Annotated in this window: 24 protein-coding genes; 13 read left to right on the top strand and 11 right to left on the bottom strand. The window is 73.2% G+C overall.

Annotated features, from left to right (window positions below; translation table 11 throughout):
• Positions 1-180 precede the first annotated feature (180 nt).
• On the bottom strand, positions 181-423 hold the full coding sequence (locus ACWEN0_RS14970) for a DUF2630 family protein (protein ID WP_451973329.1): 243 nt from the start codon (positions 421-423) through the stop codon (positions 181-183).
• 85 nt (positions 424-508) lie between these two features.
• Between ACWEN0_RS14970 and ACWEN0_RS14975 the strand changes: the two genes are divergently transcribed.
• Positions 509-883 (top strand): thioredoxin family protein, encoded by a 375-nt coding sequence (locus ACWEN0_RS14975; protein WP_451973331.1) that lies wholly within the window; start codon positions 509-511, stop codon positions 881-883.
• Between the two features lie 62 nt (positions 884-945).
• On the opposite strand, the gene ACWEN0_RS14980 is transcribed toward ACWEN0_RS14975, so the two are convergent.
• The gene (locus ACWEN0_RS14980) at positions 946-1,875 is read right to left on the bottom strand and encodes a proline dehydrogenase family protein (protein ID WP_451973333.1); all 930 of its coding nucleotides are present in this window, start codon (positions 1,873-1,875) and stop codon (positions 946-948) included.
• Positions 1,876-1,888: 13 nt separating this feature from the next.
• Positions 1,889-3,517, bottom strand: a complete 1,629-nt coding sequence (gene pruA / locus ACWEN0_RS14985) for an L-glutamate gamma-semialdehyde dehydrogenase (protein ID WP_451973335.1) — start codon at positions 3,515-3,517, stop codon at positions 1,889-1,891.
• Between the two features lie 116 nt (positions 3,518-3,633).
• On the opposite strand from pruA, the gene ACWEN0_RS14990 reads away from it, so the two are divergent.
• From ACWEN0_RS14990 to ACWEN0_RS15005, 4 genes are read left to right on the top strand one after another with little or no spacing between them, the layout of a single operon-like run.
• Positions 3,634-5,196 carry a PucR family transcriptional regulator gene (locus tag ACWEN0_RS14990; protein ID WP_451973337.1) on the top strand — a complete coding sequence of 521 codons (1,563 nt, stop codon included), beginning with the start codon at positions 3,634-3,636 and terminating at the stop codon, positions 5,194-5,196.
• A gap of 10 nt (positions 5,197-5,206) precedes the next feature.
• On the top strand, positions 5,207-5,863 hold the full coding sequence (locus ACWEN0_RS14995) for a maleylpyruvate isomerase N-terminal domain-containing protein (protein ID WP_451973339.1): 657 nt from the start codon (positions 5,207-5,209) through the stop codon (positions 5,861-5,863).
• Entirely contained in the window at positions 5,860-6,111 is a 252-nt protein-coding gene (locus ACWEN0_RS15000) for a hypothetical protein (RefSeq protein WP_451973341.1), read from the top strand. Before ACWEN0_RS14995 ends, ACWEN0_RS15000 begins: the two co-directional genes overlap by 4 nt.
• A gap of 45 nt (positions 6,112-6,156) precedes the next feature.
• Positions 6,157-6,300, top strand: a complete 144-nt coding sequence (locus ACWEN0_RS15005) for a hypothetical protein (protein WP_451973343.1) — start codon at positions 6,157-6,159, stop codon at positions 6,298-6,300.
• A 30-nt stretch (positions 6,301-6,330) separates the two neighbouring features.
• Here the strand turns inward: ACWEN0_RS15005 and ACWEN0_RS15010 are convergent, their stop codons facing one another.
• The 4 genes from ACWEN0_RS15010 to ACWEN0_RS15025 form a co-directional block, all read right to left on the bottom strand.
• Positions 6,331-6,549 carry a S1 RNA-binding domain-containing protein gene (locus ACWEN0_RS15010; RefSeq protein ID WP_451973345.1) on the bottom strand — a complete coding sequence of 73 codons (219 nt, stop codon included), beginning with the start codon at positions 6,547-6,549 and terminating at the stop codon, positions 6,331-6,333.
• A gap of 213 nt (positions 6,550-6,762) precedes the next feature.
• On the bottom strand, positions 6,763-7,746 hold the full coding sequence (locus tag ACWEN0_RS15015; RefSeq protein ID WP_451973347.1) for an LLM class flavin-dependent oxidoreductase: 984 nt from the start codon (positions 7,744-7,746) through the stop codon (positions 6,763-6,765).
• A gap of 48 nt (positions 7,747-7,794) precedes the next feature.
• The gene (locus ACWEN0_RS15020) at positions 7,795-8,187 is read right to left on the bottom strand and encodes a DUF6221 family protein (RefSeq protein WP_451973349.1); all 393 of its coding nucleotides are present in this window, start codon (positions 8,185-8,187) and stop codon (positions 7,795-7,797) included.
• 296 nt (positions 8,188-8,483) lie between these two features.
• Positions 8,484-9,500, bottom strand: coding sequence for a DNA polymerase domain-containing protein (locus ACWEN0_RS15025; protein ID WP_451973351.1), 1,017 nt, complete (start codon positions 9,498-9,500; stop codon positions 8,484-8,486).
• A gap of 69 nt (positions 9,501-9,569) precedes the next feature.
• On the opposite strand from ACWEN0_RS15025, the gene ACWEN0_RS15030 reads away from it, so the two are divergent.
• The 8 genes from ACWEN0_RS15030 (at position 9,570) to ACWEN0_RS15065 (ending at position 15,914) form a co-directional block, all read left to right on the top strand.
• The gene (locus tag ACWEN0_RS15030) at positions 9,570-10,244 is read left to right on the top strand and encodes a TVP38/TMEM64 family protein (RefSeq protein ID WP_451973353.1); all 675 of its coding nucleotides are present in this window, start codon (positions 9,570-9,572) and stop codon (positions 10,242-10,244) included.
• Between the two features lie 167 nt (positions 10,245-10,411).
• Entirely contained in the window at positions 10,412-12,019 is a 1,608-nt protein-coding gene (locus ACWEN0_RS15035) for a protein kinase domain-containing protein (RefSeq protein WP_451973355.1), read from the top strand.
• Between the two features lie 53 nt (positions 12,020-12,072).
• The gene (locus tag ACWEN0_RS15040; protein ID WP_451973357.1) at positions 12,073-12,378 is read left to right on the top strand and encodes a hypothetical protein; all 306 of its coding nucleotides are present in this window, start codon (positions 12,073-12,075) and stop codon (positions 12,376-12,378) included.
• Between the two features lie 19 nt (positions 12,379-12,397).
• Complete coding sequence (msrB, locus tag ACWEN0_RS15045; RefSeq protein WP_451973359.1) at positions 12,398-12,820, top strand: peptide-methionine (R)-S-oxide reductase MsrB; 423 nt, start codon at positions 12,398-12,400, stop codon at positions 12,818-12,820.
• An 88-nt stretch (positions 12,821-12,908) separates the two neighbouring features.
• Complete coding sequence (locus ACWEN0_RS15050; RefSeq protein ID WP_451973361.1) at positions 12,909-13,820, top strand: TIGR04222 domain-containing membrane protein; 912 nt, start codon at positions 12,909-12,911, stop codon at positions 13,818-13,820.
• 66 nt (positions 13,821-13,886) lie between these two features.
• Positions 13,887-14,786 (top strand): TIGR04222 domain-containing membrane protein, encoded by a 900-nt coding sequence (locus ACWEN0_RS15055; protein ID WP_451973363.1) that lies wholly within the window; start codon positions 13,887-13,889, stop codon positions 14,784-14,786.
• Complete coding sequence (locus tag ACWEN0_RS15060; RefSeq protein ID WP_451973365.1) at positions 14,779-15,579, top strand: DUF692 domain-containing protein; 801 nt, start codon at positions 14,779-14,781, stop codon at positions 15,577-15,579. Before ACWEN0_RS15055 ends, ACWEN0_RS15060 begins: the two co-directional genes overlap by 8 nt.
• Positions 15,576-15,914 (top strand): hypothetical protein, encoded by a 339-nt coding sequence (locus tag ACWEN0_RS15065; RefSeq protein WP_451973367.1) that lies wholly within the window; start codon positions 15,576-15,578, stop codon positions 15,912-15,914. Before ACWEN0_RS15060 ends, ACWEN0_RS15065 begins: the two co-directional genes overlap by 4 nt.
• 336 nt (positions 15,915-16,250) lie before the next feature.
• Here the strand turns inward: ACWEN0_RS15065 and ACWEN0_RS15070 are convergent, their stop codons facing one another.
• Genes ACWEN0_RS15070 through hemE form a run of 4 tightly spaced genes read right to left on the bottom strand, consistent with a single transcriptional unit; the run spans position 16,251 to position 20,807 of the window.
• Positions 16,251-17,591, bottom strand: a complete 1,341-nt coding sequence (locus ACWEN0_RS15070; protein ID WP_451973369.1) for a CoA transferase — start codon at positions 17,589-17,591, stop codon at positions 16,251-16,253.
• Entirely contained in the window at positions 17,591-18,283 is a 693-nt protein-coding gene (gene hemQ / locus ACWEN0_RS15075; RefSeq protein ID WP_451973371.1) for a hydrogen peroxide-dependent heme synthase, read from the bottom strand. The genes ACWEN0_RS15070 and hemQ overlap by 1 nt, the downstream gene beginning before the upstream one ends.
• A 56-nt stretch (positions 18,284-18,339) precedes the next feature.
• Entirely contained in the window at positions 18,340-19,740 is a 1,401-nt protein-coding gene (gene hemG / locus ACWEN0_RS15080) for a protoporphyrinogen oxidase (protein ID WP_451973373.1), read from the bottom strand.
• Positions 19,737-20,807: a uroporphyrinogen decarboxylase gene (gene hemE / locus ACWEN0_RS15085; protein ID WP_451973375.1), complete on the bottom strand. Its 1,071-nt coding sequence runs from the start codon at positions 20,805-20,807 to the stop codon at positions 19,737-19,739. The genes hemG and hemE overlap by 4 nt, the downstream gene beginning before the upstream one ends.
• Positions 20,808-20,894: the final 87 nt, after the last annotated feature.

A 20,894-nucleotide genomic window follows, 5' to 3' on the forward strand; every position in this document is an offset into this window, starting at 1 on the left:
ACTGCTCCGGATACTTCGACCTGCGAGACACCAGGACATCCTCCCTCCAGACCACTGTCTGGAATCAAGGTGTCCGGCCCCACGGGGCAACTCCATGTGATTGAAGGGGCATCACGCCGATGCCCCTTCAATCACGCGTGATGCCTCTCCAGACACGCGTGATGCCTCTTGGCGCACGCCTTACTGGCGGTAGGACTCCACCTCGGAGACCGGGCGGGCCGACGCGTCGTCCGGGTTCTCGTGGAACTCCGTTTTCGCGCGCCGCTGCCGGAGCAGGTCCCAGCACTGGTCGAGCTGCTGCTCGACCGCGGTGAGGCGATCCTTGTCGCCGCCGCTCAGGCCCACGCCCACCGAGCGCGACCGGAGTTCGTGCTCCTCCGCGATCAGCTCGTCGATGCGGCCCAGGATCTCGCCGTCGGCCATCGTTTCCTCCTCGTGCCGGTTGTGCTCGTGCAGACGCTACCCCGGCCCCGGGAATTCCCGCCGCGCCCGCGTCGTTGACCTGGGCATGAGCACCGTGGAGCTGACCGCCGAGAACTTCGACCAGACCGTGAACGACAACGAGTTCGTCCTGATCGACTTCTGGGCGAGCTGGTGCGGGCCGTGCCGCCAGTTCGCGCCGGTGTACGAAAAGGCGTCCGAGAAGCACGACGACCTCGTGTTCGCGAGCGTCGACACCGAAGCGCAGCAGCAGCTCGCCGCCGCCTTCGACGTCCGCTCCATCCCGACGCTGGCCATCATCCGCGACAGGACGCTGATCTACGCCCAGCCGGGCGCGCTGCCCGAGCCCGCCCTCGAAGAGCTCATCAAGCAGGCTCGCGAGGTCGACATGGACGAGGTCAAGCGCAAGGCCGCCGAGGCCGAGGCCGCCGAACAGGCCTGACGACTTCCCACCACGAAGCAGCGAAGGCCGCCCCGGGCAACCGGGGCGGCCTTCGTCGTGGTTCAGGACCGGGTCGCGAGTCCGCGCAGGAAGAACGCGAGGTTCGCCGGACGCTCGGCCAGCCGCCGCATGAAGTAGCCGTACCACTCGTCGCCGTAGGGCACGTAGACGCGCATGCGCGAGCCCGCACCCGCGATCCGCGCCTGCTCCTCCGGCCGGATGCCGTAGAGCATCTGGAACTCGTGGTCGTCGTCCTTGCGCCCGTTCTCGATCGCCAGCGCGCCGGCGATCTCGATCATCCGCGGGTCGTGCGAAGCCACCATCGGGTAGCCCTGGCCCGCCATCAGGACGCGCAGGCAGCGGACGTACGACTTGTCCACTTCGGACTTCTCCTGGAACGCCACCGACTCCGGCTCGGCGTACGCGCCCTTGCACAGCCGGACCCGGGAGCCCGGGCCCGCCAACGCGCGGCAGTCCGCCTCGGTCCGGTGCAGGTACGCCTGCAGCACCGCGCCGGCCCACGGGTACTCGCCGCGCAGCTCGCGCAGGATGCCGAGCGTCGAGTCCGTGGTGGTGTGGTCCTCCATGTCGAGCGTCACGGTCGCGCCGACCGCCTCGGCCGCCGCGCAGATCTTCCGCGCGTTCTCCAAGGCGACGTCCTCGCCGTTCGACGGCAGGAACTGCCCGACCGCCGACAGCTTCACCGAGACGTCCGCGCCCTCGGCCAGCCCTTCGGCCGCCAGCGCCGACAGCACGGCTTCGTAGGCCGCGACGGTCGACGCGGCCTGCGCGGCGTCCGTGGTGTCCTCGCCCAGGTGGTCGAGGGTGATCCGGCGGCCGTCCGCGGCCAGTTCCCGGGCGACACGGACGGCGTCGGCGGTCTCGGACCCGGCGACGAACCGGCGCACCACGGATCGCGTGGCGGGCACGGCTTCGACGAGCGCTCGGATGCGCCGCGACCGGGCGGCGGCGAGCAACGGGGCACGCAACATGACGGTCTCCCTCTCAGCCCTGGTGCGGGTAGCGCACGGAGGTCGGCGGCACGAACGTCTCCTTCACCGAGCGCGGGCTGGTCCAGCGCTGCAGGTTGAAGATCGAGCCCGCCTTGTCGTTGGTGCCCGAGGCCCGCGCGCCACCGAAGGGCTGCTGGCCGACGACGGCACCGGTCGGCTTGTCGTTGACGTAGAAGTTGCCCGCGGCGAACCGCAGCGCCTCGGACGCCTTCGCCACGGCCGCGCGGTCGTTGGCGATGACCGCGCCGGTCAGCGCGTACGCGGCCGTCTCGTCGACGAGCTTGAGCACGGCGTCGAAGTCGGCATCGTCGTAGACGTGGATCGAGAGGATCGGGCCGAAGTACTCGGTCGAGAAGATCTCGTGCTTCGGGTTGTCCGACACCAGGATCGTCGGCTTGACGAAGTAGCCGACGCTGTCGTCGGCCGTGCCGCCGGTGAGCACCTCGACCGAGTCGTCGGACGCGACGCGCTCGAACAGCGCGGTGTGCTTGGCGAACGCACGCGCGTCGATCACCGCGCCGCCGAAGTGCGACAGGTCGGTGACGTCGCCGTAGGACAGGGCCTCGGTCTCGGCGACCAGGCCGTCCTTCAGCTGGTTCCACAGGCTGCGCGGGACGTACGCGCGCGAAGCGGCGGAGCACTTCTGGCCCTGGTACTCGAAAGCGCCGCGGACGAGCGCGGTGCGCAGGACGTCGAGGTCGGCCGACGGGTGCGCCAGGACGAAGTCCTTGCCGCCGGTCTCGCCGACCAGCCGCGGGTAGGAGCGGTAGCCCGCGATGTTCGCGCCGACCGTGCTCCACAGGTGCTGGAACGTCGCGGTCGAGCCGGTGAAGTGGATGCCGGCCAGGTCGCGGTGGGTCAGGGCGACCTCGGAGACGGCCTTGCCGTCACCTGGCAGCAGGTTGATGACGCCCGGCGGCATGCCCGCCTCTTCCAGCAGCCGCATGGTCAGGTGCGCGGCGAACGACTGCGTCGGCGACGGCTTCCACAGCACCGTGTTGCCCATCAGCGCGGGCGCGGTGGGCAGGTTGCCGGCGATCGCGGTGAAGTTGAACGGCGTGATCGCGTAGACGAAGCCCTCCAGCGGGCGGTGCTCCATCCGGTTCCACACGCCGGGCGAGCTGATCGGCTGCTCGGTGAGGACGCGGCGGCCGAACTCGACGTTGAAGCGCCAGAAGTCGGCGAGCTCGCAGGCGGAGTCGATCTCGGCCTGGGTCGCGGTCTTGGACTGGCCGAGCATGGTGGCGGCGTTGAGCGTGGCGCGCCACTTGCCGGTGAGCAGGTCGGCGGCGCGCAGCAGGATGGCGGCGCGGTCGTCGTAGGACAGCGCGCGCCACTCCGGCGCGGCCTTCGCGGCCGCCGCGATGGCGTCGGTGGCGTCCTGCTGCGTGGCGCTGTGGATGGTGCCCAGCACGTGCTGGTGGTTGTGCGGCTGGACGACGTCGATCTTCTCGCCGCCACCGGGGCGCTGCTCGCCGCCGACGGTGACGGTCAGGTCGATCGGTTCCGCCTGGCCCAGCCGCTTGAGCGCACCCTCGAGTTCGGCGCGCTCGGCGCTGCCCGGCGCGTACGTCAGCACCGGCTCGTTCTTCGGGGCGGGGGTCTGGGTCACGGCGTCCACGGCGGCTCCTCTGCTTTCCGGCTGGATGCCCGAACGGTAACTCCGGACACCGCCCAGCGGCTTGTTCGAGCGGCTAAAATCGCCCGTATGATCTTGGCCGATCGGATAACTCGACGATGACCTCGCTGCGGCACGTGCTGGCGACGCTCGGCGAGCCCCTGGTGGAGGTCGTCGTGGCCCCGCACGGCCTCGGCGTCCCGGTCGACGACGTCGTCATCCTCGACCCCGAAGACCCCCTCGAAGCCTCCCCCGGCGACCTGGTGCTGGTGATCGGCGCCCGCGGCCGGGCGGCGGCGCCCGCGATCCGGGCGGCCGGGCGCGGCGGGGCGGCCGCGGTGGCGGTCAAGGGCGCGACGGGCGCGGACGTCGCCGCGGACGCGGGTGTCGCGCTGCTGACCGTCGGCGCGGAGGCCCGCTGGGAGCAGGTCGAATCGTTGGCCCGCGGCGTCGTCGAGGCGGCCCGCGCGGGCGGCGAGGCCGCCAGCGGCGAGGTCCTCGGCGACCTGTTCGCCCTGGCCCAGACCATCGCGACGCTCACCGGCGGCCTGGTCAGCATCGAGGACACGGCCAACCGCGTGCTGGCCTACTCGCGCGCGGGCGACGAGGTCGACGAGCTGCGCCGGCTGTCGATCCTCGGCCGCGAAGGCCCGGAACGCTACCTCGCGATGTTGCGCGAATGGGGCGTCTACCAGCGGCTTCGCGCCGGCGAGGGGATCGTGCGCATCGACGAGCGGCCCGAGCTGGGCATCCGCCGGCGCATCGCGGCGGGCATCCACGCGGGCAAGCAGCCGCTCGGCACGATCTGGGTCCAGGAGGGCACCCAGCCGCTCACCGAACGCGCCGAGACGGCCCTGCTGGGCGCGAGCCGAGCCCTGGCACCCCAGCTGATCCGCGCGCGCACACTGCCCAGTCCCGAGCTGCGGCTGCGCGAAGACCTCCTGGCGAGCCTGCTCGAAGGGCGGCTGGACGCCGAGAGCGTCGCCGACGACATCGGCGCGGACCCGTCCCGGCCGGCGCAGGTGCTGGCGTTTTCCCTGGACCGCCCGGACAACCGGCAGCTGCGGCGGGCCGAGCTGGTGCACCTGATCGCCGTCCACACCGCGGCCTACCGGCGCAGCGCGCTGGTGAGCGTGGTCGGCGGCCGCGTCTACGCGCTGCTGCCGGACCTGCCCGAGCATTCGGACGCGGCGGTGCTGGCCCTGGCCCGCGAGATCGCCGGCACGGCCCGGCGGCACCTGGACGTCCCGGTGCGGGCGGCCCTCGGCGGCGTCGTGCCCCGGCTGTCGGACGCCGCCGCCTCCCGCGGGGACGCCGACCGCGTCCTGGCCGCGATGGCCCGCGGGCACTGGCCCGCCGACGTCGCGTCCCTGGCCGACGTCCGCGCGGAGGTGCTGCTCTCGGAAGTCCTGGCGTTCCTGGGCGGGCAGCCGCGCATCCGCGACCCGCGGCTGACGGCCCTGACCGAGCACGACGCCGAGCACGGCGGCATCCTGGTGCCGGCGGTGCTGGCCTGGCTGGATGCGTTCGGCGACGTCCGGGCGGCGGCCCGCGCGCTGAACATCCACCCCAACACCGTGCGCTACCGCGTCCGGCGGGCCGCCGAAGTGTCCGGTGTGGACTTCGACGACCCCGCGCAGCGCATCCTCACTCAGCTGCAGCTGCGGCTCCGACCCTGCTAGCTTCGCCGTGGTGGATCTCTTTTCGCGCACGTGGGCGGCGTTGCGCGCCGCGGTCGAGTCCTTGCCTTCATCGGAGTTCGCCAAGCCGTCGGGCTGCCGGGGCTGGCTGGTCCGGGACCTGGTGTGCCACCTGGTGATCGACGCGCAGGACGTCCTGATCACGCTGGTCACGCCGGCTTCTTCGGCCGTGACGCACGACTCGGTGACGTACTGGGCCCTCGCCAACACGCTCCCCTCGGGCGAAGACCCCCTGGACGCCCTGATCGTCCGGCTCGCGGCGGCCTACGAGGACCCGGCGCTGCTGAAGTTCCACCTGGACGACGTCGGCGCGGCGGCGGGCCGGGCGGCGGACCTGGCCGACCCGGCCACGCGGGTGTCGACGCAGGACATGGTCCTCACGGCGGGCGACTACCTGGCGGCGTACGTGCTGGAGTGGACGCTGCACCACCTGGACCTGGTGGCGCACGTGACGTCGGTGCCGGGTCCGCCCGCGGAGGGACTCGCGCGGTCCCGGGAGACGCTGGAGAAGATCGCGGGCCAGGCGTTCCCGGAGTCGTTCTCGGACACGGACGCACTGCTGGTCGCGACGGGCCGTCGTGCTCCCACGGAAGACGAGCGCGAGGCTTTGGGCGACCTGGCCGCACGGCTGCCGTTCGTGCTCGGGTGATCGTCTGGCTGAACGGCACGTTCGGCGCGGGCAAGACGACGACCGCGCGCGCACTGGCGGCGTTGCTCGGCGCCAGGACGTTCGACACGGAGTTCGTCGGCTACCTGCTGCGCACGGCGTTCCCCGAGCCCGCCGGCGACTTCCAGCACCTGCCGCTGTGGCGGCAACTGGTCGTCGAGAACACCGCGCGGATCCACGAGCACGCGGGCACCCTGGGTGAAGCAGTCCTTCCTGCACGCCTCGCCTGACGAGCTGCGCCGCCGGATCGACGGATCGACGGCTCCGAAGACACCGTGGCCCGGCAATGGCGGCTCGACCACATCGAGCGCTACGGCGAGGCCCTGCCGTGGCTGCGCCGGTCCGCGACCGTGGTCGACACGCACGAGAAGCCGCCCGCCGGAGTGGCGGCGGAGATCGCCGCGGCGGTGCTCGGGTGAGGCAGGGCGCCCTGCCTCACCCGGCTCACCTCACGCCCTGACCAGGCTGAACCGGCGGCGTTCCACGTCGACGCGGTCGATGCGGACGCTCAGCCGGGTTCCCGGCTCCGGGGCGGCTTCGGTCACCAGCAGCCCGTGGACGCCGGGGGCGACTTCGACGAACGCGCCGAAGGGCAGCACCCGCGCCACGACGCCGTCGAGCACCCCGCCCTCGGCGTGGGCCGCGACGAACTCCGAGAAATCGGACATGCGATTCACCTCCTTCCCGCGCACGTCCCGATGACGGAAGTACGTGCGGAGGCGGCGGACCACGGGCCCGCCCGGAGGTCACGGCTCGGCCGGGTACCCCGTCTGCTCACGGCTCGAGGCCGACCCGGCAGTCACCCGGAAACCGTACCCCGGTGGCCGGGGAAATATGCGCCGTAATATTCCCACCGGGTAGGTCGGCAATTCGGTGTCGAATCACGAAATGGGGACGCGAAGCCCTGCGAGATCGGCGAGTGCCGCGAAAGAATCGAGGCGCGCGGATTGGTCGTACGCCGCGGTCGTCACGAGGACTTCGTCGGCCCCCGCGGCCTCGACGAGCGTCCCGAGCCGGCCCTCCACTTCGGACGGCGTGCCGGAAATCTGACCGGCCAGCGTCTCGTCGAGCCGGCGGCGCTCGCGGTCGGTCATCGGCAGCGCCAAGACTTCCGCGGGCGGGTCCAGGGGCGGGAAGACGCCGTGGGAGCGCGAGTAGACCGTCGCCCACGCCTCGGAAACGAGGAGCCGGCGCGCGTCGGCCGCCGAGTCCGCCACGGCGATCGCCGACGACACCACGACGTACGGCTCGCTCGCCCACTCCGAAGGCCGGAAGCCGTCGCGGTAGCGCGTCACGGCTTCGGCCAGCGCGCGTTCGCCGCGCACTGGCGCGATCACCAGCGGCAGCCCGAGCTCCGCGGCGAGGTCCGCGCCGGACCCGGTGGCCAGCAGGAACGGCGGTACGCGCAGCCCTTCGGCCGGGTAGGCGTGCACCCCGGGGTACGGGGACGAGCCGGTGAAGAACCCGAGCAGCTCCCGGATCTGCGCGCCGAAGTCGTCGGCGGCTTCCTTGCCGTGGCCGAGTGCTTCGCGGACGCCCGCGGTGAAGCCGACCGACCGTCCCAGCCCCACGTCGATCCGGCCCGGGTACAGGGCTTCCAGGACACCGAACTGCTCCGCGACGACCAGCGGGCGGTGGTTCGGCAGCATCACCCCGCCGGTGCCGACGCGGATCCGCGACGTCGCACTCGCGACGGCGGCGGCCAGCACGGTCGGCGCGGACCCGGCGACGCCGGGCACGCCGTGGTGCTCGGACACCCAGAACCGGTGGTAGCCCAGCCGTTCGACGTCGGCGGCGAAGCCGACGGTGTCCCGCAGTGCCTGCGCGGTCCCGCCGCCGCGCCGCACGGGCGAACGGTCGAGCACGGAGAACCTCACCCCGGGTGCAACGCCCGGCGCGGGACGGGATTCCCGTCAGGGGCGCCAGCGCTCGCTGTAGTCCGGGTGGTCGGTGTAGGGCAGGGCCAGCAGGCGCAGCGTGAGGCACCAGTTGGAGCCGGCCTCGTCGGCGGGCACGTGGCAGGTCTCACACCAGTATTCGCTGCCGTAGAGCGGAAAACCGGGCACCTTCTCCGACACCGTGGTGCGGTGCGCGAGCAGGATCCGCCGCGTCGCCTCGATCTCGTTGATCATCTGGTTGACCGCGTCGAGGTCGAGGTCGGTCAGCCCGCGGATCTTCTGTTCCACGGCGACCTTCGTCTCGCCGCGGTTCATCGCGTCGCCGGCCTTCGACTTGTTGACGGCCTGCATGATCATCGCCTGCCGGGCACCCACCCGCGCGGCGAGGAATGCGATCAGGTCGTCCACGCACGGCCTCCCTCGGACTCGCCCCCGGGACATGTCCCCGGGGAGTCGTCGATTCGGGACCGCACGTTACGCGCTCGAAGCCGAAGATCGTGATCCCGGCGGCGGCCGTGCGGCATTCGTGACCCGAAAGGCGACAGCACGCGCTTGATCGCTCACTCCGGGTTTACGCCGCGCATTGCACGAGCGCGTATTCGGGCGTTTTCGGACCGGCCGGTGACGATCGGCACGGCTGTGGCGTCCATTACAGCTCGTGTCGATCACGGGCATTCCGGTGCCGCTGAGTGACGCGGTCCGTTTCAGTCGTTGCGGGCCTTGCTCGGCTGGACCCGCTTGGGCTCGCCCGGCATCTTGGGGTAATCCGGCGGGTACGGCATGTCCCCGAGCCCGTGGTCGCGCAGGTCGCGGTCGTACCACTCCAGCGCCTTCTCCAGGCCGAACGCCTCCGCGTCCATCGGGGCGTGCAGGTCGCCGTGCTCGGCTAGGAACTCCGGGATCGTCAGCACGTCGAAGTCGTCCGCGTCGACCTCGGGCAGCAGGTCCCAGGTCAGCGGCGTCGACACCGTCGCGCGCGGGGTGCCGCGGACCGACCAGCTCGAGGCCACCGTCCGGTCGCGGGCCGCCTGGTTGTAGTCCAGGAAGACGCGGCCGCCGCGCTCCTCCTTCCACCACGCGATCGTCGCCTTGTCCGGGACGCGCCGCTCGACCTCGCGGCCGAGCGCGATCACCGCGTGGCGGACGCCGACGAAGTCCCACTCCGGCCGCAGCCGCACCAGCACGTGCACCCCGCGGCCCCCGGACGTCTTCGGGTAGCCCGTCAGGCCGGCGTCCGCCAGCACTTCGCGGACCACCAGGGCGACCTCGACCGCGTCGGCGAACCCGGCGCGGTCCGGCGGGTCGACGTCGATGCGGAGCTCGTCCGGGTGGTCCACGTCCGCGCGGCGGACCGGCCACGGGTGGAAGTCGAACGTGCCCAGGTTCGCCGCCCACGCGAACACGGCGGGCTCGGTCGGGCAGACTTCGGCGGCCTTGCGGCCCGACGGGAAGGTGATCTCGGCGGTCTCGAGCCAGTCCGGCGCGCCCTTCGGCACGCGCTTGGCGTAGAACCACTCCCCTTCGACGCCGTCGACGTAGCGCTTCAGCGTCGTCGGCCGCTCGCCGATCGCGCGCAGCAGCGGTCCGCCGACGGTGATGTAGTGCTCGACGACCTGCCGCTTCGTGATGCCGCGCTGGGGGAAGTACACCTTGTCCGGGCTCGAGACGCGGACCGTGCGCCCGCCCACCTCGTACTCGACCGGGTCACCGTGCTTGGGCATGCGGCCAACCTAGCGGCGATCGCGCCCGCCGTCGTCCGGCGACGTGCCGTCGTCTGTAGGCTGGAGCGGGTGTCCGGCCGCACCAAGCTGATCGTCGCGCTCGCCGTGCTCGCCCTCTTCGTGGCGGCCGCGGTGCTCCTGCCGATCCCCGGCCCGGCCGACCTGCGCGCGTGGGCGGCGGCCACCGGCCCGGCCACCCCGCTCGTGCTGCTCGTCGCGTACTCCCTGCTCACCGTCGCGCCGATCCCGCGCACGGTGTTCAACCTGGCCGCCGGCCTGCTGGTCGGCACCGCGGCCGGGATCGCGATCGGGCTGGTCGCCACCACCATCGCGGCCGGCCTGTCGTTCGGCCTGGCGCGCCTGCTCGGCCGCGACCTGGTCACCCGGCACCTGCACCGCTCGGCCGTGAAGACGGTCAACGACCGCCTCTCCGGCGGCGGTGTCCTGGCGGTCACCTCGCTGCGGCTGATCCCGGTCGTGCCGTTCGCGCCGTTCAGCTACCTCTGCGGGGTGTCCTCGGTGCGGCTCGGCCCGTACCTGGCCGGTACGCTGCTGGGCAGCGTGCCCGGCACCGTCGCCGTGGTCGTCCTCGGCGACGCGCTCACCGGCGACACGCCGCCCGCGCTGCTCGTCTGTTACGGCGTGTTCGCGCTGGCCGGAGCGATCGGGCTGGTCAAGGTGTTCAAGAAACGGGCACCGGCGGCACCGGTCCCCGAACCGGAGCCCGCCCGACCGGCTGGCTGACGCGAACAGCACACGGCCGACCGCTACACTCGATCGGGTGCGCGAAGCGGAAACGCGCTGAGCAGGGCCACCAATCACCGGGAATTTCGTCAGGAGCAGTCGCCATCGACACCGGTCAGCTGATCGCGGGGCACTACCGCCTCGTCGAGCACATTGGTAGCGGTGCCATGGGAGTCGTGTGGCGCGCCACCGACGTGCGCCTCGAGCGCACCGTCGCGATCAAGCAGATCCTCCCCCAGCCGGGCGTCTCCGAGACCGAACGCGACAACATGCGCCAGCGCGCGATGCGCGAGGCGAAGAACGCGGCGCGGTTCCAGCACCCGAACGCGATCGTGGTGTTCGACATCGCCGAGCACAACGGCGACCCGTGCCTGGTCATGGAGTACCTGAACGGGCCGAGCCTCTCGACCATCCTGGCCGAGGAGGGCACGCTCCCCCTCGGGCGCGTCGCCCGGATCGGCGAGCAGGTCGCCTCCGCGCTGGTCGCCGCGCACCGCGCCGGGATCGTGCACCGCGACGTCAAGCCGGGCAACATCCTCATCGACGAGACCGGCACCGCGAAGATCACCGACTTCGGCATCTCGCGCGCGGCCGGCGACATGACGCTGACGGCCACCGGCCTGATCGGCGGCACCCCGGCGTACCTGGCGCCCGAGCTGGCGCGCGGCGCCGACCCGGTGCCCAGTTCCGACGTCTTCGCCCTCGGCGCGACCCTCTACCAGGCGATCGAGGGCACCACGCCGTACGGCAACACCACCAACCAGCTCGCGCTGCTCTACGCGGCGGCGAACGGGCAGATCAACCCGCCGGTGCAGGCGGGCGGCGCCACCGCGCTGCTGATGAGCCTGCTGCGCAGCGAGCCGGGCGAGCGGCCGTCGATGGCCGAGGCCCGCGAGCGGCTGGCCGCGCTGGCCCGCACCGAGCCCGGCGGCGCTTCGGCGTCGCCGCCGCTGCTGGCCGGGGGTGTCGGGGGCCGCAAGCCCGCCGGGCCCCCCGCCGACGGCGGCGACCGCCCGCCGTGGCAGCGCACCGACCAGCCCGCCCCCTCGTCGCCGCCGGTCGGCACGCCGGTGCCCGCGGGCAAGGCGCCGTCGAACCCGCCGCGCCCGACCGCGGCGTTCATGCCGATGCGGTCCCCGGCCGCGCCGCCGAACACCCCGCCGAGACCGATGCCCGCGGCCGCGCCGTCGGCCAGGGCCCCGCAGTACTCGTCGAACGCTTCGAAGCCGGACAACAAGCGCAAGTACGCGATCTTCGCCGGCGCGGGTGCCGCGGTCGTGGTGGTCGCGGTCATCGTGTTCCTGGTGCTCAACTCGAGCAGCGGCGGCACCGGCGGCACCACGAACGCGCAGTCGCCGAACCAGTCCACGGCCGGGCAGACGCCCCCGAAGTCCACTGGTTCGGACGACGCACCGGCGTCGGCCAAGCTGGGCCAGACGCCGTCCGAAGGCAAGATCACCGACTACGGCCAGGCCGGCCGCCTGCTCACCGACAGCTACTACCCGAACCCGGGCGCGGGCTGGAGCATGTTGACGCCGGCCGCGCAGGCAGTCTACGGCTCGCAGGCCGAGTACACGGCTTACTGGAACGACCACAAGGGCGAGCTCAGCGGCTGGAAGCAGGCCAAGGCGGCGGGCAGCGGCGCCGACGGCTCGCTCAACCTGACGATGGAGCTGAACGGCACCCGGCGGGCGTACCACATCGTGCTGATGAACGGGCAGCTGATGATCGACAGCAACACCAAGCTCGACGCGAACCCCGACACCGGCCTCTGAGACTTAACGCGCCGCTGGTGGGCTGGGGGACACCGATGGCTTACCGTGGAGGCATGGCCGGAGACGGAGCTTCGCTGCCGGGCCAGAATCCTCGCTTCCACGAGGACCTGGTCGGCCTGGACCCCTACGACCCCGAAGCGCGGGCGTTCGCCGAGCACCTGGACCGGATCGAGCGCTGCGGACCCAACTACACGATCGAGGCCGCGCTGGACGGCGTGGCCGATTTCGCCGACTCCAGCAACCGGCTCGGCGGGCTGCGCTACTGGGTGTCGGCCCTGATCGTGGTCCTCATCGTCCTCGGGGTGATAGTCGCCGCATGGGACATCGTGGTGCACGCCCTCGCGTGGCTCGCGGCGTAACGTGGATCGGGTGAAAGGTATGAAACCCGTTGTCGGCGCGACCCCGCGCGTCGTGAAGTCCGAGCAGGAGTGGCGGACGCAGCTGAGTCCCGACGAGTACGCCGTCCTCCGCCAGGCGGGGACCGAACGGCCGTTCACCGGTGAGTACACCGACACCAAGACCACCGGCGTCTACGAGTGCCGTGCGTGCGGTGCCGAGCTGTTCCGCAGCGACACGAAGTTCGAGAGCCACTGCGGCTGGCCGTCGTTCTACGACCCGGCCGACTCCGACGCCGTGCTGCTGCGCGAGGACCGCACGATGGGCATGAAGCGGATCGAGGTGCTCTGCGGCTCCTGCCACAGCCACCTCGGGCACGTCTTCGAGGGCGAGGGGTACGCGACCCCGACCGACCAGCGCTACTGCATCAACTCGATCTCGTTGAAACTGGTACCCGAGGCGTAAGAACCAGCAGCCTAAATCCACCTCAAGCCGACAACCACCGCCCTTCCTCGAACGTAGTCTCCGCACACGGACGAGGGAGGGCGGAGTCATGACCGACACCTGGGGCATTCCCGGACCGGTTTTCGCGGGCCTCTACCTGGGCCTGCTGGTGCTGCCGGCGCTGTACGCCGCGCTGCGCACGCTCGTTCTGCGGCGCGGCCGCCGGGGCGGCGGCTCGCCGCAGTCGGCCGAAGAGCTCGCGATGCTGACCGGCGGCCGCACGCGTGCCGGAGAGGTCGTCATCGCGCGGCTGCTGGACCAGCAGACCGTCCGGATCGACGGCACCGGCCGGCTTTCCCGCGTCAAGGGCTCGGCCTCCGACGACCTGGGCCGCGCGGCGGTGCTCAAGGTCGGCAAGCACGGCTCCTCGGTCGAGCGGGTGCGCGCGACCGTCGCCGACCACCCGGCGCTGCGGGAGCTGGAGACCGCGCTGACCGGCCGGGGGTTGCTCGCCGACGCGCGGAAGGTCCGCTCGACCCGGGTGAGCACCGCGGTGGCGTACTGGCTGCTGGTGGTCTTCGGCGTGGTCCGGCTGATCGCCGGGGCGAGCACCGGGCACCCGGTGGGGTACCTGCTCGGCCTGCTCGCGGTCGGCGTCGTGGTGGCCGTCGCCGTGACCGTCAAGGCCCGGAACTCCCCGCCCGTCAAGGCCACCGCGGCCGGCCGGGCGGCCGTCGAAGAGGCGCGCCGCGCCGGCACGCTCGTCGCGGGGCCGGCCGGCGCGGTCGCGGCGGGCGGCTTCGAAGCGCACCCCGAGAAGGACGTCCGGCTGGCCGTCGGCCGGGCCACGCAGCAGGCGGCGCGGGCCTACGCCCACCGTCCGCGCAGTCGCTTCGCCGGAGCCGGGGGCGGGGCAGCCGTCGGCTACTACGGCGGCAGCTCGTGCGGCGGTGGCGGCAGCTCCTGCGGTGGCGGGGGCGGCGGCTGCGGAGGCGGTGGCGGCGGGGGGTGCGGCGGTTGAAACGCCGACGCGAGCGCGTGCGTCTCACAGCTACGGTAACGGCAACTCACTGAGGGGAGACGGGCGATGGACGACCCGTGGGGCATCTCCGGACCGGATTTCGTGGTCCTCTACATCGCATTGCTCATCGCCGTGCTGCTGGTCCGCGTCGTCGTCTCGGGCGTCGCGAACAGCCGTGCGGCCCGCGCGGACTCCGCGCTGCCCGGCCCGCAGCCGACCGTCTACCAGCTCGCGTTCCTCGCCGGCGGCCCCGACCGGGCCGTCGACACGGCGATCGCCGCGCTGGTGGACCGCGGGCAGCTGCGCGTCAACAGCTACAAGCAGATCAGCCAGGCGGGGACGCGGCCATCCGAGCCGCTGGAGCAGGCGGTCTTCGACGTCGCGCAGCTGAAGACGACCTCGGCGATCCGCGCGCAGGTCCGCGGCTCCGCGACCATGCGTGCCCTGGAGGACGGCCTCGAGCAGCGGGGGCTGCTGGCCTCGGCGGCCCCGAAGCGGCAGGCGCGGACGTTCGGGCTCGTCCTGCAGCTGGCCGTGCTGGTCCTCGGCGTGGTCCGGCTGGCCAACGGCATCTCCCTGGGCCGTCCCGTCGGGATCCTGGTGTTCCTGGTGGTGGTCGCGGCCGTGCTGACGCTCGTGGCCGCGGTCCGGCGGTCGAAGACCGGGGCCCGGCAGCCGTCGGCGGCGGGGCACCGCCTGCTCGGCCAGGCACGGTCCGCGGCGAGCGGGCCGGTGCCGGCCGGGATGCTGGCGGGCGGCGTGCTGCTCGGCGGGGCCGCGGCCGCGGTCGCCCTGGGCGGCTGGGCGATGTACCCGGACGAGGAGCTGAGCGCGGCCCTGATGCCGCCGGTGACGTCCTTCGGCGGTGGCGGGTCGTCGGGCGGGTCGTCCTGCAGCAGCTCGTCGTGCAGCAGCGGCTCTTCGTGCGGTGGCGGCGGCTGCGGTGGAGGGGGCTGCGGTGGGTGAGCTCGGCATCGGCATCGGCTGGCGGCACGAGCTGGACCTGTCCATCGCGCGGCTGCCGGGCGTCGACTGGGTCGAGGTCGTCGCCGAGAACCTGCACGCCGACCACCTGCCGGAGACGCTCGTGGCGCTGCGGAAGCGCGGCCTGCCGGTGCTGCCGCACGCCGTCTCGCTGTCGCTCGGCGGCGCCGAACCCCTCGACACCGGGCGCGTCCAGCACCTCGCCGAAGTGGCGCGGGCGCTGGACGCGCCGCTGGTCAGCGACCACGTGTGCTTCGTCCGCGCGGGCGGGCTCGACTCCGGGCACCTGATGCCGCTCCCCCGCACCCGCGAAGCCCTGGACGTGCTGGTGGCGAACGTCCGGCTGGCCCAGTCCATCGTGGACGTCCCGCTGGCGCTGGAGAACATCGCCGCGGTGCTGGACTGGCCGGACGCCGAGCTCACCGAAGAGCAGTTCCTGACCGAGCTCACCGAACGCACGGACTGCCGGCTGATCATCGACGTCGCCAACCTGTACGCCAACGCCCGCAACATCGGCACCGACCCGGTGGCGTTCCTCGACGGCATCCCGTGGGAACGGCTGGCGTACGTGCACATGGCGGGCGGCATCGAGCGTGACGGCGTCTACCACGACACGCACGCCCACCCGGTGCTGCCGGAAGTCCTGGCACTGCTGGCGGAACTGCGGCGCCGCACGGACCCGCCGGGCGTGCTCCTGGAGCGCGACGACGACTACCCGACCGACGACGAGCTGGCCGCGGAGCTGGCGGCCCTGCGGGCGGCGGTGACGGGGTGAGCCGCGAGGAGCTGGCCCGCCGGCAGGCGGAGCTGCTGCAGGCGCTGCTGGCGGACGGCCCGGCACCGGCCGGCTTCGACGCGTCCCGGCTGCGCGTGGAGGCGAACGTGTTGCGCCGCAAGCACGGGAAGGTGCTGGCCTACCAGCGCCCCGAGCTGGCCGAGGCCCTCGGCGAACGGTTCGGGCCGCTGTTCGCGGAGTTCAACGCGGCCCGGCCGAAGCGCGACACCGAACGGTCCGGGGCCTACGCGGACGAGTTCGTGACGTGGCTGGTCGCGCGCGGGCACCTGCCGAAGCCGCGGCGGAGCCTGGTTTCCCGCCTCCGCCGCCGTTAGTCCACAACTGCGCCGCCTTGTGGACAACCAGGCTCGGACGAGGCGTTTCGTCGGCCGCCCCGGTCGAACCCATGATCCGGGGTGGTATCACCGGGTCTGGTGGCACCGAGGGCCCCTGATAGGGCTGCGAGCCCCGTCCCGACCCGATCAGCAGGGCCTACTACGACCGCACACGCGCCGAGGGCAAGGAACACAACGCCGCCCTCATCTGCCTGGGCCGCCACCGCTGCGACGTCCTCTACGCCCTGCTCCGAAACGGCACCCGCGACCGACGAGGCCCCTGCTGCGGCTGGACAACCGCATAGGGGCACCCCCTTGGGAGTGGCGGGGGTTGCGTCAGGGGTTCCAGGTCGGCTTGTCGACACCCGGCAGCCGGGTCCCGAAGTCCCAGTGCGGCTCGGCGCCCGGCAGCCCGCCGGCCATCCGGACCCGCGTCAGCCGGCCGTAGCCGCTGTCCGCCTCCTCCAGCAGGTCGCTGTAGTCCACTTCGGACGCCGTGGGATCCTTGCGCCCCAGTGAATCCAGCCACCGGCCGGTGCCCGCCAGGGACAGCCGGGCGCGCCAGGTGCCGCCGTCGGTGACCTGGTGGCGCAGGGCCGTCATGATCGCCGCCGCCGCGAGCCAGCCCGTCGCGTGGTCCAGCGCCTGGACCGGCAAAGGCGATGGTCCGTCCGGGGAAAACGCGATGCCGTCGGACATCTGGACCAGGCTGTCGAACCCGCGGCGCCGCGCCCACGGGCCTGCCCAGCCGTACGCGCTCAGGTCCGCGATCACCAAGCCCGGCCGCAGCTCGGCCAGCTCCTCCGCGCCGAAGCCGATCCGCTCGAGAGCGCCCGGCCGGAACGACTGCACCAGCACGTCCGCCCGGCTGATCAGCTTCTTCAGCCGCGCGCGGCCGCCCTCGGTGTCCAGCGCGACGAACGCCGAACGCTTGCCCTGGCCGGTGTCGCGCACCAGCGCCTCGACGCGCGGCAGGTGCGCCGCGCCGACGTGCAGGACGTCGGCGCCGTGCGCGGCCAGCACCCGGCCGGCGACCGGCCCGGCGAGCACGTGTGTCAGCTCCAGCACCCGGACCCCACCCAGGGGACGGTCCGAGTAGAACAACGTCCGCTTCGGCGCCGCACCGACCGGCGCGAGGTCCACCAGCGGCAGCGAAGCCACGGCGGCGCCCTGCGGGTGGGCGGCCCAGTCCTCGGGCGAGCGCAGCTCGGCGGCCGCTCCCCCGGCGGAGACGACGGCGTGCTCGACCTCCCGCGCACGGCGTCCGGCGACGGCCTTCGCGACCGCTTCCCGGCTCCCCGGCACGCCGAGGCCCCAGCAGACCGCCGCTTCGTGACGCGGGTAGTTGCAGTGCAGGCGGACCCAGCCGTCGGCCGCGCGGTAGTTGCCCGACAGCGGCGCCCACATCGACTCGGCGCCGACGCCGTCCACCCGCAGCAGCTGCTCGCTGTGGAACGCCGCCGCCGCGTGGCGGGTGTCCGCCGTGACGACGCCGGGGTCGATGTCGCGCAGCTTCAGCATTTCCGCGGCGGCCAGGGTGGCCACCGCGATCGACGCGGAAGCCGCCTCGGCCACCCGGTACGGCCCGGGCAGGACGTCTTCGGTTCCGGTCAGCTCGAACGGCCCCGGCTGCGAACCGGTGAGGGCGGCCCAGACGCCCTCGACTGCCTCGCGCACTACGGGAGGGCCGCGACGAGCTCGGCGGGCGGCACCCGGGTGCCGGTGTAGAACGGGATCTCCTCGCGCACGTGCCGGCGCGCTTCGGTGCCGCGCAGGTGGCGCATCAGGTCGACGATCCGGTGCAGCTCGTCGGCCTCGAAGGCGAGGATCCACTCGTAGTCGCCCAGCGCGAACGACGCGACGGTGTTCGCGCGCACGTCCGGGTAGTCGCGGGCTTCCTTGCCGTGGTCGGCGAGCATCTTGCGGCGCTCGTCGTCCGGCAGCAGGTACCACTCGTAGGAGCGCACGAACGGGTAGACGCAGACGTACTTGCGGGCCTCTTCCCCGGCGAGGAACGCCGGGATGTGACTCTTGTTGAACTCGGCGGGCCGGTGCAGCGCGGTCTGGCTCCAGACCGGCGTCGCCGCGCGGCCGAGCGGGGTGCGGCGGAAGGCGGAGTAGGCGGCCTGGACCTGCTCGATCTCCTCGGCGTGCCACCAGATCATGAAGTCGGCGTCGGCACGCAGCGCGGAGACGTCGTAGACACCCCGGACGACGACACCCTTGGCCTCGAGACCGTCGAAGAACTCGGTCGTCTCGCGGCCCGCGGCCCCGCGGTCCTCACCCAGCCGGCCGGGCTCGATCCGGAAGACCGACCAGGTGGTGTAGCGGATGGTGTCGTTGAGCTCTTTGTGGTTGACCCGCGCCATGCATCCATCCTGTCACCGCGCCCGCGGCGTCGCCGCCACGGGGCACGTGAGAGCACTCACGAAGCGAGGTGCGCCGCGATCCGGTGCGCGGCGGCCTCCGCCGTCGCGACGCAGGCGGGCAGCCCGACGCCGTGCAGGGTCGCCCCGGCGACGGCCAGCCCGGGCACTTCCGAGACGGCTTTCTCGATCCGCTCGACGCGCTCCAGGTGCCCGGTGCCGTACTGCGGCAGCCCGCCGCCCCAGCGCGTCACCAGCGTCTCGATCGGCGCCGCGGTGATCCCGGTCAGCCGGGCGAGGTCGTCGCGGACCACCCGGACCAGCTCGACGTCGTCGGCCTGCAACGCGCCCAGCTCGCCGAAGCGCCCGACCGAGCCGCGGACGAGCACCGGGCCAGTCCCGAAGTGGGCCCACTTGCGCGAGGAGAACGTGAACGCCTTCGCCGCGTACGGCTTGCCCGAAGCGTCGCGTTCGCCGTGGCCGATCAGGATCCCGGACGCCTCCGGCAGCCGCGTGCCGGGCGGGAGCGCCAGCGCGACCACGGCCATCGAGGCCAGCTCGACCTCGCCGAACGCCACCGACGCGGCGGGCACCAGCTCGGCCAGCAGCCGCCGGGCCGAGGGCGCCGGCACCGCGAGCACGACCGCGTCGGCCTCGATCGTGTTGTCCGCGGGCGCGTGCGCGGTCGGCGCCGCGCCGATGCGCAGCCGCCAGCCGGTGCCGAGGCGTTCGACGTCGCAGACCGGCAGCCCGGTGCGCAGGTCGGCGCCGGACCGCTCGGTGAGCCGGTCGATCACCGTGCCCAGGCCGCCCGGAACGGTGCCGAACACGGGTGCCGTCGACGGGTTCGCGGGCAGCTGCGCCGCGGCCGCCGCCGTCAGCGAACCGGCTCCCGCGGCCACCGCCGCGGCCAGGCCCGGCATGGTCGCGCGCAGGCCGAGGCCGTCCGCGCCCCCCGCGTAGACGCCGCCGAGCAGCGGGTCGACGAGCCGGTCGACCAGCTCGTCGCCGAAGCGTTCGCGCAGCAGCGCCCCCAGCGGCAGGTCGCCGCTCGGCAGCCGCAGCTCGGGCAGCGACGGCTCGGCCTCGACGGCCCGCCGTCCCGCCTCCGACAGCACCCCGGCCACCGATTCGGCCGAGGCCGGGACCCCCATCACGGTGCCCGGTGGCAGCCCGGTGACGCCGCCGCCGGCGTGGATCTTCGCGCGGGCCTGGGTCGGGTGCACGACGTCGAGGCCCAGCTCGCGGACCAGCCCGAGCATCTCGGGACGGCGGACGAGGAACGCCTCCGCGCCGACGTCGTAGGGCACGCCGGCCAGCTCGGCCGTCCGCAGCTTGCCGCCGGGGGTCTTGGTCTTCTCGAACACGACGATCTCGGCGCCGGGGCCGAGCAGGCGCCGCAGCCGGTACGCCGCGGTCAGCCCGGAGAGACCGCCGCCGACGACCGCGACGCGCGTCACAGCCCGTGCACCAGCCCGACCACGCGGGTCAGCACCTCGGGGTCGACGCCCGGCAGCACGCCGTGGCCCAGGTTGAAGATGTGGCCGTCGGCCGCTTTGCCTTCGTCGACGATCCGGCGGACCTCGGCCTCGAGCACCGGCCACGACGCGTGGAGCAGCGCCGGGTCGAGGTTGCCCTGGACGACCGCGTGGCCGCCCAGGCGGCGCACGGCTTCGTCGAGGGGGATGCGCCAGTCGACGCCGACGACGTCCGCGCCCGCGTCGCGCATCGCGGCCAGCAGCTCGCCGGTGCCGACGCCGAAGTGGATCCGCGGCACGCCGTACTCCGCGACACCCGCCAGGACCTTCGCCGAGTGCGGCAGGACGAACTCGCGGTAGTCCCGCTCGGACAGCGCGCCGGCCCAGGAGTCGAACAGCTGGACGGCGTCGACACCCGCGTCGAGCTGGGCACGCAGGAAGGTCAGCGCGGTGTCGGCCAGTTTCCCGGCCAGCTCGTGCCAGAGCGCCGGCTCCGAGTGCATCAGGGCCTTGGTGTGCTCGTGGTTGCGGCTCGGCCCGCCCTCGATGAGGTAGCTGGCCAGGGTGAACGGCGCGCCGGCGAAGCCGATCAGCGGCGTCTCGCCGAGCCGCTCGACCAGCAGCCCGACGCCCTCGACGACCTTCGAGACCTGCTCGGCGGCCAGCTCGGGCAGCGCCTTGACGGCGGCCGGGTCGCGCACCGGCGTCGCGACCACCGGGCCGGTGCCGGGGACGATGTCGATGTCCACCCCCGCGGCCTTGAGCGGCACGACGATGTCGCTGAACAGGATCGCCGCGTCGACGCCGTGGCGGCGGACGGGCTGCAGCGTGATCTCGGCGAGCATCTCGGGGTCGAAGCAGGCGTCGAGCATCGGCACGCCCTCGCGCAGCGCGCGGTACTCGGGCAGGGAACGCCCGGCCTGGCGCATGAACCAGACCGGCGTGCGGGCCGGGCGTTCGCCGCGCGCGGCGGCCAGGAACGGGGCTTCGGGCAGCTCGCGGCGGCCGGACGGGGCGGCTTGCTGCGGCAGGGGCGTGGTCGGTGACATCGCCGTCAATCGTGCCACGTGCCCGGGAGGGCCCTTCCCTCGGCGCGCCTGCGCCCGCAACGGGGCGTGCCCGCCCTAAAGTCGATG

This window comes from Amycolatopsis sp. NPDC004378, from assembly GCF_053602455.1.

Coding starts and splice junctions, on each gene's coding strand:
- hemE (WP_451973375.1), bottom strand. CDS start 20,807: ATGTCACCGACCACGCCCCTGCCGCAGCAAGCCGCCCCGTCCGGCCGC.
- ACWEN0_RS15035 (WP_451973355.1), top strand. CDS start 10,412: ATGGGAGTCGTGTGGCGCGCCACCGACGTGCGCCTCGAGCGCACCGTC.
- msrB (WP_451973359.1), top strand. CDS start 12,398: ATGAAACCCGTTGTCGGCGCGACCCCGCGCGTCGTGAAGTCCGAGCAG.
- ACWEN0_RS15040 (WP_451973357.1), top strand. CDS start 12,073: ATGGCCGGAGACGGAGCTTCGCTGCCGGGCCAGAATCCTCGCTTCCAC.
- ACWEN0_RS14970 (WP_451973329.1), bottom strand. CDS start 423: ATGGCCGACGGCGAGATCCTGGGCCGCATCGACGAGCTGATCGCGGAG.
- ACWEN0_RS15050 (WP_451973361.1), top strand. CDS start 12,909: ATGACCGACACCTGGGGCATTCCCGGACCGGTTTTCGCGGGCCTCTAC.
- ACWEN0_RS15025 (WP_451973351.1), bottom strand. CDS start 9,500: ATGCCCAAGCACGGTGACCCGGTCGAGTACGAGGTGGGCGGGCGCACG.
- ACWEN0_RS14980 (WP_451973333.1), bottom strand. CDS start 1,875: ATGTTGCGTGCCCCGTTGCTCGCCGCCGCCCGGTCGCGGCGCATCCGA.
- ACWEN0_RS15010 (WP_451973345.1), bottom strand. CDS start 6,549: ATGTCCGATTTCTCGGAGTTCGTCGCGGCCCACGCCGAGGGCGGGGTG.
- hemQ (WP_451973371.1), bottom strand. CDS start 18,283: ATGGCGCGGGTCAACCACAAAGAGCTCAACGACACCATCCGCTACACC.
- ACWEN0_RS14975 (WP_451973331.1), top strand. CDS start 509: ATGAGCACCGTGGAGCTGACCGCCGAGAACTTCGACCAGACCGTGAAC.
- ACWEN0_RS15055 (WP_451973363.1), top strand. CDS start 13,887: ATGGACGACCCGTGGGGCATCTCCGGACCGGATTTCGTGGTCCTCTAC.
- ACWEN0_RS14990 (WP_451973337.1), top strand. CDS start 3,634: ATGACCTCGCTGCGGCACGTGCTGGCGACGCTCGGCGAGCCCCTGGTG.